The sequence below is a fragment of the Pseudomonas sp. W17 genome (genome assembly GCF_040268305.1).
Classification (GTDB): Bacteria; Pseudomonadota; Gammaproteobacteria; order Pseudomonadales; family Pseudomonadaceae; genus Aquipseudomonas; species Aquipseudomonas protegens.
Window position 1 is genome coordinate 4699774 of the sequence record NZ_CP158490.1, and the last position, 15142, is coordinate 4714915.

General features: G+C 61.7%; 12 protein-coding genes. All 12 read left to right on the forward strand.

Features of this window, described 5'->3' with window-relative positions:
* Nucleotides 1-64: 64 nt before the first annotated feature.
* The 12 genes from purB to nuoH all read left to right on the forward strand — a co-directional run bounded on the left by purB (nt 65) and on the right by nuoH (nt 15137).
* Nucleotides 65-1435 (forward strand): adenylosuccinate lyase, encoded by a 1371-nt coding sequence (purB, locus tag ABCR88_RS21600; RefSeq protein WP_019092906.1) that lies wholly within the window; start codon nt 65-67, stop codon nt 1433-1435.
* A gap of 83 nt (nt 1436-1518) precedes the next feature.
* On the forward strand, nt 1519-2685 hold the full coding sequence (locus ABCR88_RS21605; RefSeq protein ID WP_015636294.1) for a cupin domain-containing protein: 1167 nt from the start codon (nt 1519-1521) through the stop codon (nt 2683-2685).
* On the forward strand, nt 2678-3100 hold the full coding sequence (locus ABCR88_RS21610) for a GNAT family N-acetyltransferase (RefSeq protein WP_041119052.1): 423 nt from the start codon (nt 2678-2680) through the stop codon (nt 3098-3100). Before ABCR88_RS21605 ends, ABCR88_RS21610 begins: the two co-directional genes overlap by 8 nt.
* A gap of 178 nt (nt 3101-3278) precedes the next feature.
* Entirely contained in the window at nt 3279-4034 is a 756-nt protein-coding gene (locus ABCR88_RS21615) for a secretin N-terminal domain-containing protein (protein ID WP_011062183.1), read from the forward strand.
* A gap of 515 nt (nt 4035-4549) precedes the next feature.
* Complete coding sequence (gene aceA, locus ABCR88_RS21620; RefSeq protein WP_011062184.1) at nt 4550-5875, forward strand: isocitrate lyase; 1326 nt, start codon at nt 4550-4552, stop codon at nt 5873-5875.
* Between the two features lie 603 nt (nt 5876-6478).
* On the forward strand, nt 6479-6892 hold the full coding sequence (locus ABCR88_RS21625; RefSeq protein ID WP_011062185.1) for an NADH-quinone oxidoreductase subunit A: 414 nt from the start codon (nt 6479-6481) through the stop codon (nt 6890-6892).
* 10 nt (nt 6893-6902) lie between these two features.
* A complete protein-coding gene (locus tag ABCR88_RS21630) occupies nt 6903-7577 on the forward strand; it encodes an NADH-quinone oxidoreductase subunit B (protein ID WP_011062186.1) in 675 nt (224 codons plus the stop codon).
* A 70-nt stretch (nt 7578-7647) separates the two neighbouring features.
* Nucleotides 7648-9429 carry an NADH-quinone oxidoreductase subunit C/D gene (nuoC, locus tag ABCR88_RS21635; protein ID WP_011062187.1) on the forward strand — a complete coding sequence of 594 codons (1782 nt, stop codon included), beginning with the start codon at nt 7648-7650 and terminating at the stop codon, nt 9427-9429.
* A 2-nt stretch (nt 9430-9431) separates the two neighbouring features.
* Nucleotides 9432-9929, forward strand: coding sequence for an NADH-quinone oxidoreductase subunit NuoE (nuoE, locus tag ABCR88_RS21640; RefSeq protein WP_350403535.1), 498 nt, complete (start codon nt 9432-9434; stop codon nt 9927-9929).
* Nucleotides 9926-11281: an NADH-quinone oxidoreductase subunit NuoF gene (gene nuoF / locus ABCR88_RS21645; protein ID WP_011062189.1), complete on the forward strand. Its 1356-nt coding sequence runs from the start codon at nt 9926-9928 to the stop codon at nt 11279-11281. The genes nuoE and nuoF overlap by 4 nt, the downstream gene beginning before the upstream one ends.
* Nucleotides 11282-11418: 137 nt before the next feature.
* On the forward strand, nt 11419-14133 hold the full coding sequence (gene nuoG, locus ABCR88_RS21650; RefSeq protein ID WP_350022961.1) for an NADH-quinone oxidoreductase subunit NuoG: 2715 nt from the start codon (nt 11419-11421) through the stop codon (nt 14131-14133).
* Nucleotides 14130-15137: an NADH-quinone oxidoreductase subunit NuoH gene (gene nuoH / locus ABCR88_RS21655; protein ID WP_011062191.1), complete on the forward strand. Its 1008-nt coding sequence runs from the start codon at nt 14130-14132 to the stop codon at nt 15135-15137. Before nuoG ends, nuoH begins: the two co-directional genes overlap by 4 nt.
* Nucleotides 15138-15142: the final 5 nt, after the last annotated feature.

Below are 15142 nucleotides of genomic sequence, written 5' to 3' on the forward strand. Positions count from 1 at the left end.
CCGGCGGATATTTTCATGTATGATACGCGCCCCATTTCGTTGCCCGACTGTCCGAGAACACCCCATGCAGCTCTCTTCGCTCACTGCGGTTTCCCCTGTTGACGGCCGCTACGCCGGCAAAACCCAGGCCCTGCGCCCCATTTTCAGCGAATACGGCCTGATCCGTGCTCGCGTCCTCGTTGAAGTGCGCTGGCTCCAGCGCCTGGCCGCCCACAGCGCCATCAGCGAAGTGCCGGCGTTCTCCGCCGAAGCCAACGCCGTGCTCAATGCCCTGGCAGAGAATTTCTCCCTGGAGCACGCCGAGCGCGTCAAAGAGATCGAGCGCACCACCAACCACGACGTCAAGGCCATCGAGTACCTGCTCAAGGAACAAGCCGCCAAGCTGCCTGAGCTGGCCAACGTCAGTGAGTTCATCCACTTCGCCTGCACCAGCGAGGACATCAACAACCTGTCCCACGCCCTGATGCTGCGCGAAGGCCGTGATGAAGTGATGCTGCCGCTGATGCGCCAGACCGCCAACGCCATCCGCGAGCTGGCGATCCGTTTCGCCGAAGTGCCGATGCTCTCGCGCACCCACGGCCAGCCGGCCTCGCCGACCACCCTGGGCAAGGAGCTGGCCAACGTCGTGTACCGCCTGGAGCGCCAGATCGCCCAGGTCGCCGCCGTGCCCCTGCTGGGCAAGATCAACGGCGCCGTGGGCAACTACAACGCCCACCTCTCGGCCTACCCGGACATCGACTGGGAAGCCAACGCCCGCGCCTTCATCGAAGACGAGCTGGGCCTGGCCTTCAACCCCTACACCACGCAGATCGAGCCGCACGACTACATCGCCGAGCTGTTCGATGCCATTGCGCGCTTCAACACCATCCTGATCGACTTCGATCGCGATATCTGGGGCTACATCTCCCTGGGCTACTTCAAGCAGCGCACCATTGCCGGCGAAATCGGTTCCTCGACCATGCCGCACAAGGTCAACCCGATCGACTTCGAAAACTCCGAAGGCAACCTGGGCATCGCCAACGCACTGTTCCAGCACCTGGCAAGCAAACTGCCGATCTCCCGCTGGCAGCGCGACCTGACTGACTCCACCGTGCTGCGCAACCTGGGCGTGGGCTTTGCTCACAGCGTGATTGCCTACGAGGCCAGCCTCAAAGGCATCAGCAAACTGGAGCTCAACGCGCAGAAAATCGCCGAAGACCTGGACGCCTGCTGGGAAGTCCTGGCCGAGCCAATCCAGACCGTGATGCGCCGCTACAACATCGAAAACCCCTACGAAAAGCTCAAGGAACTGACGCGCGGCAAGGGCATCAGCCCAGAAGCGCTGCAGACTTTCATCGACGGGCTGGACATGCCCGCCGCGGCCAAGGCCGAGCTGAAACAGCTCACCCCGGCCAGCTACATCGGTAATGCTGCAGCCCAGGCCAAGCGCATCTGACCGATTGCTCGACCTTTTGACGCCCGGCCGCGCCGGGCGTTTTTATTCCTGCTAGAAAAGTACACTTTTTCAATAGGTTACACATGAATCCTGATATTCCTCTTCAACTTCTGGGCGGCATCACTGCACGGGAATTTCTGCGTGACTACTGGCAGAAGAAACCCCTGCTGATCCGTCAGGCCCTGCCTGACTTCGAAAGCCCGATCGAACCTGACGAACTGGCCGGCCTGGCCCTGGAAGAAGAAGTCGAATCGCGCCTGGTGATCGAAAACGGCGAGCGCCCATGGGAACTGCGCCGCGGCCCCTTCGCCGAAGACGAGTTCAGCAAGCTGCCGGAACGCGACTGGACCCTGCTGGTCCAGGCCGTGGACCAGTTCGTCCCGGAAGTCGCCGAGTTGCTGGAGCACTTCCGCTTCCTGCCGAGCTGGCGCATCGATGACGTGATGATCAGCTTCGCCGCACCTGGCGGTAACGTCGGCCCGCACTTCGACAACTACGACGTGTTCCTGCTGCAAGGCTTTGGTAAGCGCAACTGGAAGATCGGCCAGATGTGCGACTCCGAAAGCCCGCTGCTGCAGCACGCAGACCTGCGCATCCTCGCCGAATTCGAAGAAACCGAAAGCTGGGTCCTGGAGCCCGGCGACATGCTCTATCTGCCACCGCGCCTGGCCCACTATGGCGTTGCGGTGAATGATTGCATGACCTATTCGGTCGGTTTCCGCGCCCCGAGCGCCGCCGAAGTCCTGACCCACTTCACCGACTTCCTCGGCCAGTTCCTGCCGGACGAAGACCGCTACACCGACGCCGACGTGCAGCCGGCCAGCGACCCGCACCAGATCCAGCAGGACGCCCTCGACCGGCTCAAGGGCCTGCTGGCCGAGCACATGAGCGATGAACGCCTGCTGCTGACCTGGTTCGGCCAGTTCATGACCGAACCACGCTACCCGGAACTGGTGACCGGACCCGAACTGGAAGAAGAAGACCTGCTGGGCAGCCTGGAACAGGGCGCGATCCTGATCCGCAACCCGAGCGCGCGCCTGGCCTGGTCGGAAGTGGATGAAGACCTGCTACTGTTCGCCAGCGGCCAAAGCCGTCTGCTTCCCGGTAAGCTGCGCGAACTGCTGAAAATGATTTGCGCCGCCGATGCCCTGCATATCGACAACCTCGGCCAGTGGCTGGCGGATGACGATGGGCGCGGCCTGTTGTGTGAACTGGTCAAGCAAGGGAGCCTGGGGTTTGCCGATGAATAAGATTCACGTACGTGTCGCAGACTGGCAAAAGGACAACGCCGAGATCCGGCGCATCCGTGAAGCCGTATTCATTGCCGAGCAATCGGTGCCGCCCGAACTGGAGTGGGATGCCGACGACGACAGCGCCGTGCACTTCCTGGCCTTCGAGGGCGACTTCCCCATCGGCACCGCGCGCCTGCTGCCCGACGGCCATGTGGGCCGGGTTTCGGTGCTCAAGGACTGGCGCGGCCTGAAGGTTGGCGACGCACTGATGCGCGCGGTGATCGATGAAGCCGAAAAGCGCGGCCTGAAGCAGCAGATGCTCAGCGCCCAGGTCCAGGCCACGGCGTTCTATGAGCGCCTGGGCTTCTCCATCGTCAGCGAGGAGTTCCTCGAAGCGGGCATTCCCCACGTCGACATGGTTCGCAGCGCCTGACCGACACGCCGCTCGCGGCAACGGCCAGCTAAAACGCCCCGCCATCCCTCCTCCGGCAACTAAGCTGGAGACCAGGATGCCGGGGCGTTTTGCCGTGCGCGATTCAACTTGCCCCACCCAAAGCCGACAAAGTGTCAAACTCAAGGCTTTACGCCAGCTACTCGCGGAGATAACGGATATGTCCCTACGCACCCTGCTCACGACGCTGCTGCTGACCTTCAGCTGTTCGGTCATGGCCGCCACCGAGATCGTGCCCCTCAACAACCGCACCAGTGCCGACCTGCTGCCGGTGGCGCAGAACTTCCTCGGCAAGGACGGCAAGGTCAGCGCCTATGGCAACCAGCTGATCGTCAACGCCGAGCCGGGCAAGATCGCCGAACTGCGAGCCTTTATCGCCCAACTGGACACCGCGGCCAAACGCCTGCTGATCACCGTCGACACCAACGAAAACAACCTTCAGGACAACCAGGGCTATTCGGTCAACGGCGTACCGCAGACGCGGATCATCAACCGCAGCACCGAGAGCCGCGACGGCGGTATCCAGCAGATCCAGGCCAGCGAAGGCGTGCCAGCGCTGATCCAGGTCGGCCAGAGCGTGCCGTTGACCACCACCCAGACCGACCCCTACGGGCGCCTGCAGAACCAGACCCAGTACCGCAACGTCACCCAGGGCTTCTATGTCACCGCCAGCGTTACCGGTGAAACCGTGCACCTGAGCATCAGCACCAACCGTGACCGCATGAGCCAGGAACGTCCCGATGTAGTGAACGTGCAAAGCACCGACACAACTGTCAGCGGACGCCTGGGTGAATGGATCACCCTGGCCGGAGTCAATCGCCAGACCCAGGCCGATAAACAGGGCCCGGGCCGCAGCTACTCGACTCAAGGCCGGGACGACATGACCTTGCGGGTCAAGGTCGATGCCTTGGACTAAAGCACCAAAAACTGACTGATTAGTCGTATTAGACCAAAGATGTAGTGCCGCAAAAAAAGCACTACAAAACATTTGACGAGCCAAAAAACCGCGGGCATGATGGCCTCGCTCCCGCTAATCAGGGGCCCTGGCAAGGGCCTTCGGATCGCCGCTCTAACCTACCCACCTGAGCCGATTCGTGTCTGTACCGCCCACAAGGTGTGTTTGACGAGATTGCGACTGGAACGAAGTTGTCCCGAGGGACGGAAGCGTAATTAGGTAGATCGGCAACACACTGATGGAACGCACCAAGGCCCACGACGCCGGCATGCGCCCCGCAGCTCGCCTTCACCTGCTCACTTTCCCCTCGAGCCCATCGTTCACCCGTCGCCATCCCCGCCAGACCCGACTTGACCGCCATAAGCTTCCTGGTCAGCGAGCAGCCTTTTACGCAGCGTTATGACGCGTGATCGGCGGAGCCGGAATTCTCCAACCAAGAACGACTTTTTACACAAGACGCGACGAGGTTTATCTCCATGGCACTGACACGCGAACAGCAAATTGCAGCCCTTGAAAAAGACTGGGCTGAAAACCCGCGCTGGAAAGGCGTGACTCGCACCTACTCCGCTGCCGACGTGGTCCGTCTGCGTGGCTCGGTTCAACCCGAGCACACCCTGGCACGCATGGGCGCCGAGAAGCTCTGGAACCTGGTCACCCAAGGTGCCAAGCCGTCCTTCCGTCCTGATAAAGATTTCGTCAACTGCATGGGCGCCCTGACCGGCGGCCAGGCTGTACAACAGGTTAAAGCCGGTATCCAGGCGATCTACCTGTCGGGCTGGCAAGTAGCTGCGGACAACAACTCCGCCGAATCCATGTACCCCGACCAGTCGCTGTACCCGGTGGACTCGGTTCCAACCGTGGTCAAGCGCATCAACAACTCGTTCCGTCGCGCCGACCAGATCCAGTGGAAAGCCGGCAAGAACCCGGGCGACGACGGCTACATCGACTACTTCGCACCGATCGTGGCCGACGCTGAAGCCGGTTTTGGCGGCGTACTGAACGCCTACGAGCTGATGAAGAGCATGATCGAAGCAGGCGCCGCCGGCGTTCACTTCGAAGACCAGCTGGCTTCCGTGAAGAAGTGCGGCCACATGGGCGGCAAGGTACTGGTGCCAACCCAGGAAGCCGTACAGAAGCTGACCGCTGCCCGTCTGGCGGCCGACGTTGCCGGCGTACCGACCATCATCCTGGCCCGTACCGACGCCAACGCTGCTGACCTGCTGACTTCGGACTGCGACCCGTACGACCAGCCATTCGTGACTGGCACCCGCACCCAGGAAGGCTTCTACAAAGTGAAAGCCGGCCTGGACCAGGCAATCGCCCGCGGCCTGGCTTACGCTCCGTACGCCGACCTGATCTGGTGCGAAACCGCCAAGCCAGACCTGGACGAAGCCCGTCGCTTCGCCGAGGCGATCAAGAAGGAATACCCGGACCAGATCCTGTCGTACAACTGCTCGCCTTCCTTCAACTGGAAGAAGAACCTGGACGACGCGACCATCGCCAAGTTCCAGCGCGAACTGTCCGCCATGGGCTACAAGCACCAGTTCATCACCCTGGCCGGCATCCACAACATGTGGCACAGCATGTTCAACCTGGCGCACGACTACGCCCGCAACGACATGACCGCCTACGTGAAACTGCAAGAGCAAGAGTTCGCTGACGCCGCCAAGGGCTACACCTTCGTGGCTCACCAGCAGGAAGTGGGCACCGGCTACTTCGACGACATGACCACCGTGATCCAGGGTGGCTCGTCCTCGGTAACCGCGCTGACCGGCTCCACCGAAGAAGAACAGTTCCACTGATTTAGGCCTCACGGCTTGATCGAGCGGCCAATGCAGACCCGGTAAAAACAACTGCATTGCTGTACAGCTGACGCCCCGACTGGTTCGGGGCGTTTTTTTTGCCCACTCCTCTTGTAGGAGCCGGCTTGCCGGCGAACCTCTACCCTGCGCGCCCTCCTCAAAAGCCTCGCCATGCCCGCCCCTGCAAAAAAGCTGGCCAAATATTGATCCAGGGCGGTGTTAGCAAGGGCGAAAGAGGTTAAAAGGTGCGCCCCTGCTACTTGCAGTAACAGGGATATAACAAGCAACTTTCCCACTCCCCGAAGGAAAGCAGATTAAAACAGCCTCTAAACAATATTGATTATCATTTAGCAGTTGTAACTTTCGTTACAGCCGCTACAAAACATAATTAACAAAACCTCCCCTAATGCCCGCAGGCCGCGGCTTACGGGGCTACCGGGGTGAGCTATGTCCTTATTACGATAAACAATTTCGCTTTAGAAATTTTACTTGCCCGGTGTTTAGCCATAAAATCAGCGCGATTGATTGCGCTGCGACATATCGTCACTGCTTTATTTCTTTATCAAGCTCAGAGACTCTTGCTCTCTGTTAAGGATTACCAGCATGCCCGAAGCGACAGGACTCATGGCCCACAACTGGGGCTTTGCCATTTTCCTTCTGGGCGTTGTCGGCCTTTGCGCCTTCATGCTCGGCGTCTCCAGCCTCCTCGGGTCAAAAGCCTGGGGCCGCAGCAAAAACGAACCGTTCGAGTCCGGCATGCTACCTACCGGTGGCGCCCGCTTGCGGCTCTCAGCCAAATTCTATCTGGTCGCGATGCTCTTCGTGATCTTCGATATCGAAGCCCTCTTTCTCTTTGCCTGGTCTGTGTCCGTCCGCGAAAGCGGCTGGACCGGATTCGTCGAAGCTCTCGTTTTCATAGCAATTCTGTTGGCAGGTCTTGTCTACCTTTGGCGGGTGGGGGCTCTTGACTGGGCTCCGGAAGGTCGTCGTAAGCGGCAGGCGAAGCTAAAACAATGAGGCTTTGGCGATGCAATACAATCTCACCCGGATCGACCCCGATGCTCCTAACGATCAGTATCCGATCGGCGAACGGGAAACCGTTTCCGATCCGTTAGAGGATCAGGTCCACAAAAACATCTTCATGGGCAAGCTCGAAGACGTGCTGAGCGGCGCGGTCAACTGGGGGCGTAAGAACTCCCTGTGGCCGTACAACTTCGGCCTGTCCTGCTGCTACGTGGAAATGACCACCGCCTTCACGGCGCCCCACGACATCGCGCGCTTTGGCGCCGAGGTTATCCGGGCATCGCCGCGTCAGGCGGACTTCATGGTTATCGCCGGGACCTGCTTCATCAAGATGGCGCCGATCATCCAGCGTCTCTATGAGCAAATGCTCGAGCCGAAATGGGTTATCTCCATGGGTTCGTGCGCCAACTCCGGCGGCATGTACGACATCTACTCGGTAGTCCAGGGGGTGGACAAGTTCCTGCCCGTGGACGTCTACGTACCTGGCTGCCCGCCCCGCCCCGAAGCGTTCCTGCAAGGCCTGATGCTCTTGCAGGAATCCATTGGCCAGGAGCGTCGCCCACTTTCCTGGGTCGTCGGCGACCAAGGCGTGTATCGCGCCGAGATGCCGTCGCAAAAGGAACAGCGCCGCGAACAGCGTATACAGGTCACCAACCTGCGCAGCCCTGACGAAGTCTGATCCAGTTCTGTTCTTACAAAGAAACGAACCTGGCTTCACTCTTTACGTTGACCGAAAGCGATAAAAAACCATGACTACAGGCAGTGCTCTGTACATCCCGCCTTATAAGGCTGACGACCAGGATGTGGTCGTCGAACTCAATAACCGTTTTGGCCCTGAGGCGTTCACCGCCCAAGCCACCCGCACCGGCATGCCGGTGCTGTGGGTTACCCGCTCCAAGCTCGTTGAAGTCCTGACCTTCCTGCGCAACCTGCCCAAGCCGTACGTCATGCTCTACGACCTGCACGGCGTGGACGAGCGCCTGCGCACCAAGCGCCAGGGCCTGCCAGGTGCCGACTTCAGCGTGTTCTACCACTTGCTGTCGATCGAACGTAACAGCGACGTGATGATCAAGGTGGCCTTGTCCGAAGGCGACCTCAGCCTGCCCACCGTGACCGGTATCTGGCCTAACGCCAACTGGTACGAGCGTGAAGTCTGGGACATGTTCGGCATCGACTTTGCCGGCCACCCTCACCTCTCGCGGATCATGATGCCGCCGACCTGGGAAGGTCACCCGCTGCGCAAGGACTTCCCGGCCCGCGCCACCGAGTTCGACCCGTTCAGCCTGAACCTGGCCAAGCAGCAGCTGGAAGAAGAAGCCGCGCGCTTCCGTCCGGAAGACTGGGGCATGAAGCGTTCCGGTGCCAACGAGGACTACATGTTCCTCAACCTGGGCCCGAACCACCCTTCGGCCCACGGTGCCTTCCGCATCATCCTGCAGCTGGACGGTGAAGAGATCGTCGACTGCGTACCGGACATCGGCTACCACCACCGTGGTGCCGAGAAGATGGCCGAGCGTCAGTCCTGGCACAGCTTCATCCCTTACACCGACCGTATCGACTACCTCGGCGGGGTGATGAACAACCTGCCGTACGTGCTTTCGGTCGAGAAACTGGCCGGCATCAAGGTGCCGGAGAAGGTCGACGTCATCCGCATCATGATGGCCGAGTTCTTCCGGATCACCAGCCACCTGCTGTTCCTGGGTACCTACATCCAGGACGTCGGCGCCATGACCCCGGTGTTCTTCACCTTTACCGACCGTCAGCGCGCCTACACCGTGATCGAAGCCATCACCGGTTTCCGCCTGCACCCGGCCTGGTACCGCATCGGTGGCGTCGCCCACGACCTGCCGCGTGGCTGGGAAAAGCTAGTCAAGGACTTCGTCGAATGGCTGCCCAAGCGCCTCGACGAATACACCAAGGCTGCCCTGCAGAACAGCATCCTCAAGGGTCGGACCATCGGCGTTGCCGCCTACAACACCAAGGAAGCCCTGGAGTGGGGCGTCACCGGTGCCGGCCTGCGCTCCACCGGTTGCGATTTCGACCTGCGCAAGGCCCGTCCGTACTCCGGCTACGAGAACTTCGAGTTCGAAGTCCCGCTGGCCGCCAACGGTGACGCCTATGACCGCTGCATGGTTCGCGTCGAGGAAATGCGCCAGAGCATCAAGATCATCGACCAGTGCCTGCGCAACATGCCGGAAGGCCCGTACAAGGCGGATCACCCGCTGACCACGCCGCCACCCAAAGAGCGCACCCTGCAGCACATCGAAACCTTGATCACGCACTTCCTGCAAGTTTCGTGGGGCCCGGTGATGCCGGCCAACGAATCCTTCCAGATGATCGAAGCGACCAAGGGCATCAACAGTTATTACCTGACGAGCGATGGCGGCACCATGAGCTACCGCACCCGGATCCGTACCCCAAGCTTCGCCCACCTGCAGCAGATCCCTTCGGTGATCCGCGGCAGCATGGTCGCGGACTTGATCGCGTACCTGGGTAGTATCGACTTCGTTATGGCCGACGTGGACCGCTAAGCATGAACAGCACGCTTATCCAGACAGACCGTTTCGCCCTGAGCGAAACCGAGCGCTCGGCCATCGAGCACGAGAAGCATCACTACGAAGACCCGCGCGCGGCGTCCATCGAAGCCCTGAAGATCGTCCAGAAGGAACGTGGCTGGGTGCCTGACGGCGCGGTCTACGCCATCGGCGAGATCCTCGGCATTCCTGCCAGCGACGTTGAAGGCGTGGCGACGTTCTACAGCCAGATCTTCCGCCAGCCAGTGGGCCGCCACATCATTCGCGTCTGCGACAGCATGGTCTGCTACATCGGCGGCCACGAGTCCGTGGTCAGCCAGATCCAGAGCGAGCTGGGCATCGGCCTCGGCCAGACCACCGCCGACGGCCGCTTCACCCTGCTGCCGGTGTGCTGCCTGGGCAACTGCGACAAGGCACCGGCGCTGATGATCGACGACGACACTTTCGGCGACGTGCAGCCTGCTGGCGTGGCCAAACTGTTGGAGGGCTACGTATGACCCTGACCTCTTTCGGTCCTGCGAACCGCATTGCGCGCACCGCAGAAACCCACCCCTTGACCTGGCGCCTGCGCGACGACGGCGAGCCGGTCTGGTTCGACGAGTACCAGGCCAAGAACGGTTACGCGGCGGCCCGCAAGGCCTTCGCCGACCTGTCCCAGGACGACATCGTGCAGACCGTCAAGGATGCCGGCCTCAAGGGTCGCGGCGGTGCGGGCTTCCCCACCGGTGTGAAGTGGGGCCTGATGCCCAAAGACGAATCCATGAACATCCGCTACCTGCTGTGCAACGCGGACGAAATGGAGCCCAACACCTGGAAAGACCGCATGCTGATGGAGCAACTGCCCCATCTGCTGATCGAAGGCATGCTGATCAGTGCCCGCGCACTGAAAACCTACCGCGGCTACATCTTCCTGCGGGGCGAGTACACCACCGCCGCCAAGCACCTGCGTCGAGCCGTGGAAGAAGCCAAGGCCGCAGGCCTTCTGGGCAAGAACATCCTGGGCAGCGGCTTCGATTTCGAGCTGTTCGTCCACACCGGCGCCGGGCGTTACATCTGCGGTGAAGAAACCGCACTGATCAACTCCCTGGAAGGCCGTCGCGCCAACCCACGCTCCAAGCCGCCCTTCCCTGCCGCCGTGGGCGTGTGGGGCAAGCCGACCTGCGTGAACAACGTCGAGACCCTGTGCAACGTGCCGGCGATCATCGGCGACGGCGTGGAATGGTACAAATCCCTGGCCCGCGAAGGCAGCGAAGACCACGGCACCAAGCTGATGGGCTTCTCCGGCAAAGTGAAGAACCCCGGCCTGTGGGAGCTGCCCTTCGGCGTGACCGCGCGCGAGCTGTTCGAAGACTACGCCGGCGGCATGCGTGACGGCTTCAAGCTCAAGTGCTGGCAGCCAGGCGGCGCCGGTACCGGCTTCCTGTTGCCCGAGCACCTGGACGCCCAGATGTATGCCGGCGGCATCGCCAAAGTGGGCACCCGCATGGGTACCGGCCTGGCCATGGCGGTGGACGACAGCATCAACATGGTGTCCCTGCTGCGCAACATGGAGCAGTTCTTCGCCCGCGAGTCCTGCGGCTTCTGCACCCCGTGCCGCGACGGCCTGCCCTGGAGCGTCAAGCTGCTGATGGCCCTGGAAAAAGGCCAGGGCCAGCAAGGGGACATCGAGACCCTGCTGGGCCTGGTGGGTTTCCTCGGCCCAGGCAAGACCTTCTGTGCTCACGCACCGGGTGCCGTGGAGCCTTTGGGCAGCGCCATCAAGTATTTCCGTCCAGAGTTCGAAGCCGGCATCGCGCCCACCAGCGCCGCCGTCCCGCCTCTGGCCCGACCGATCGTAGTCGGCGCGTAACGCTTAAATGAGGGCGCCGGGTCCGTGCCCTGCGCTCGACGTGCGATGACGCCGTAAACGGCTGTGTTGATTCGCACGCATAACAAGATTCCATTAGCCACGCCCGCTGACACCGGGCCAACGAAGAACTTTGAACCATGGCCACTATCCACGTAGACGGCAAAGCGCTCGAAGTCGATGGGGCGGACAACCTGTTACAGGCTTGTCTGTCACTAGGCCTCGACATCCCTTATTTCTGCTGGCACCCCGCTCTCGGTAGCGTCGGTGCCTGTCGCCAGTGCGCGGTCAAGCAGTACACCGACGAGAACGACACCCGTGGTCGCATCGTCATGTCCTGCATGACCCCGGCCACCGACAACACCTGGATCTCCATCGACGATGAAGAATCCAAGGCGTTCCGCGCCAGTGTCGTCGAGTGGCTGATGACCAACCACCCCCACGACTGCCCGGTCTGTGAGGAAGGCGGTCACTGCCACCTGCAGGACATGACGGTGATGACCGGCCACAACGAGCGCCGTTATCGCTTCACCAAGCGTACCCACCAGAACCAGGACCTCGGCCCGTTCATTTCCCACGAGATGAACCGCTGCATTGCCTGTTATCGCTGTGTGCGCTTCTACAAGGACTACGCCGGCGGCACCGACCTAGGCGTCTACGGCGCCCACGACAACGTTTACTTCGGTCGCGTTGAAGACGGCACCCTGGAAAGCGAGTTCTCCGGCAACCTCACCGAGGTCTGCCCGACCGGTGTGTTCACCGACAAGACTCACTCCGAACGCTACAACCGCAAGTGGGACATGCAGTTCTCGCCGAGCATCTGCCATGGCTGCTCCAGCGGTTGCAACATCTCCCCGGGTGAGCGCTACGGCGAGCTGCGCCGCATCGAGAACCGTTACAACGGTTCGGTGAACCAGTATTTCCTCTGCGACCGTGGCCGCTTCGGCTATGGCTACGTCAACCGCAAGGACCGTCCACGCCAGCCACGCCTGGCCGATGGCACCAAGCTGACCCTGGACCAGGCACTGGATCAGGCCGCAGACCTGCTGCGCGGCCGTAACATCGTCGGTATCGGTTCGCCCCGCGCCAGCCTGGAAAGCAACTACGCGTTGCAGGAACTGGTCGGTGCCGAGCACTTCTACTCCGGTATCGAAGCCTCCGAGCTGGAGCGCATCCGCCTGGTTCTGCAGGTTCTGAACGACAGCCCGCTGCCGGTTCCGAACATGCGCGACATCGAAGACCACGACGCCGTCTTCGTTCTCGGTGAAGACTTGACCCAGACCGCCGCACGCATGGCCCTGGCCCTGCGCCAGTCGGTCAAGGGCAAGGCCGAGGAAATGGCCGATGCCATGCGCGTCCAGCCTTGGCTCGACGCTGCGGTGAAGAACATCGGCCAGCACGCGCTGAACCCGCTGTTCATCGCCAGCCTGGCTGAAACCAAGCTCGACGACGTGGCCGAGGAGTGTGTACACGCAGCTCCAGACGACCTGGCGCGCATCGGTTTTGCCGTGGCCCATGCCATCGACGCCAGCGCCCCTGCCGTGGAAGGCCTGGACAGCGAAGCCCTGGAACTGGCCAAGCGCATTGCCGACGCCCTGTTGGCGGCCAAGCGCCCGCTGATCATTTCCGGTACCTCCCTGGGCTCCAAGGCGCTGATCGAAGCCGCGGCCAACATTGCCAAGGCCCTGAAGCTGCGCGACAAAGCCGGCTCCATCAGCCTGGTGGTGCCAGAGGCCAACAGCCTCGGCCTGGCCATGCTCGGCGGCGAATCCGTGGACGCCGCCCTGCAGGCGGTGATCGACGGCCGTGCCGACGCCATCGTGGTACTGGAAAACGACCTGTACACCCGCACCGACGCGGCCAAGGTGGATGCAGCGCTGAACGCGGCGAAGGTGGTGATCGTTGCCGATCATCAACAAACCGCTACCGTCGAGCGCGCGCACCTGGTGCTGTCGGCGGCGAGCTTTGCCGAAGGCGACGGTACCCTGGTCAGCCAGGAAGGTCGCGCCCAGCGCTTCTTCCAGGTCTTCGATCCGACCTACCTGGACGCCAGCATCATGGTCCACGAAGGCTGGCGCTGGTTGCACGCCCTGCGCAGCACCCTGTTGAACAAGCCGGTGGACTGGACCCAACTGGACCACGTGACCGCTGCCTGCGCCGCGAGCACCCCGCAACTGGCCAGCATCGTCGATGCCGCACCTTCCGCAGCATTCCGTATCAAAGGCCTGAAACTGGCGCGCGAACCGCTGCGCTACAGTGGCCGTACCGCCATGCGCGCCAACCAGAGCGTGCACGAGCCACGTACCCCGCAAGATCCGGATACCGCCTTCGCCTACTCCATGGAAGGTTACTCGGGCTCCGTCGAACCGCGCTCGCAAGTGCCGTTCGCCTGGTCTCCGGGCTGGAACTCGCCACAGGCCTGGAACAAGTTCCAGGACGAAGTCGGTGGCCACCTGCGCGCCGGTGACCCGGGCACTCGCCTGATCGAAACCCAGGGCGACCGCCTCAACTGGTTCGCCAGCGTGCCGCGAGCCTTCTCCCCGGCCCCGGGCACCTGGCAGGCCGTGCCGTTCTACCACCTGTTCGGCAGCGAGGAAAACTCTTCGAAAGCCGCTCCAGTGCAGGAGCGCATCCCGGCTCCGTACGTTGCTCTGGCCAAATCCGAAGCGGATCGCCTGGGTGTCAACGACGGTGCCCTGCTCGCGGTGAATGTGGCTGGCCAGACCCTGCGTCTGCCGCTGCGCATCAACGAAGAGCTGGGTGCTGGCCTGATAGGCCTGCCTGCCGGCCTGGCGGGCATTCCTCCGGCGATCGCTGGCATTTCCGTTGATGGTCTGCAGGAGGCGGCACAATGAGTTGGTTTACCCCTGAAGTGATCGACGTGATCCTGACGGTCGTCAAGGCCATCGTCATCCTGCTGGCCGTAGTGATCGCCGGGGCGCTGCTGAGCTTCGTCGAACGTCGCCTGTTGGGCTGGTGGCAGGACCGTTACGGTCCGAACCGTGTTGGCCCGTTCGGCATGTTCCAGATCGCTGCCGACATGCTGAAGATGTTCTTCAAGGAAGACTGGACTCCACCGTTTGCCGACAAGGTGATCTTCACACTGGCACCGGTGGTGGCCATGTCCGCCCTGCTGATCGCCTTCGCGATCATCCCGATCACCCCGACCTGGGGCGTAGCGGATCTGAACATCGGCCTGCTGTTCTTCTTCGCCATGGCCGGTCTGTCGGTCTACGCGGTACTGTTCGCCGGCTGGTCGAGCAACAACAAGTTCGCCCTGCTCGGCAGCTTGCGTGCCTCGGCGCAGACCGTGTCCTACGAAGTGTTCATGGGCCTGGCCCTGATGGGCATCGTGGTACAGGTCGGCTCGTTCAACATGCGCGACATCGTCGAGTACCAGGCGCAGAACCTGTGGTTCATCATTCCGCAGTTCTTCGGCTTCTGTACCTTCTTCATCGCTGGCGTGGCGGTGACTCACCGTCACCCCTTCGACCAGCCGGAAGCGGAGCAGGAACTGGCCGACGGCTACCACATTGAATACGCCGGTATGAAATGGGGCATGTTCTTCGTCGGTGAATACATCGGCATCATCCTGATCTCGGCGCTGCTGGTCACCTTGTTCTTCGGTGGCTGGCACGGTCCGTTCGGCATCCTGCCGCAACTGTCCTTCGTCTGGTTCGCACTGAAGACCGCGTTCTTCATCATGCTGTTCATCCTGCTGCGCGCTTCCATCCCGCGTCCGCGTTATGACCAGGTGATGGACTTCAGCTGGAAATTCTGCCTGCCACTGACCCTGATCAATTTGCTGATAACCGCTGCGGTTGTGTTGTGGAACACACCTGCGGTTGCGGTTCAGTGAGGATT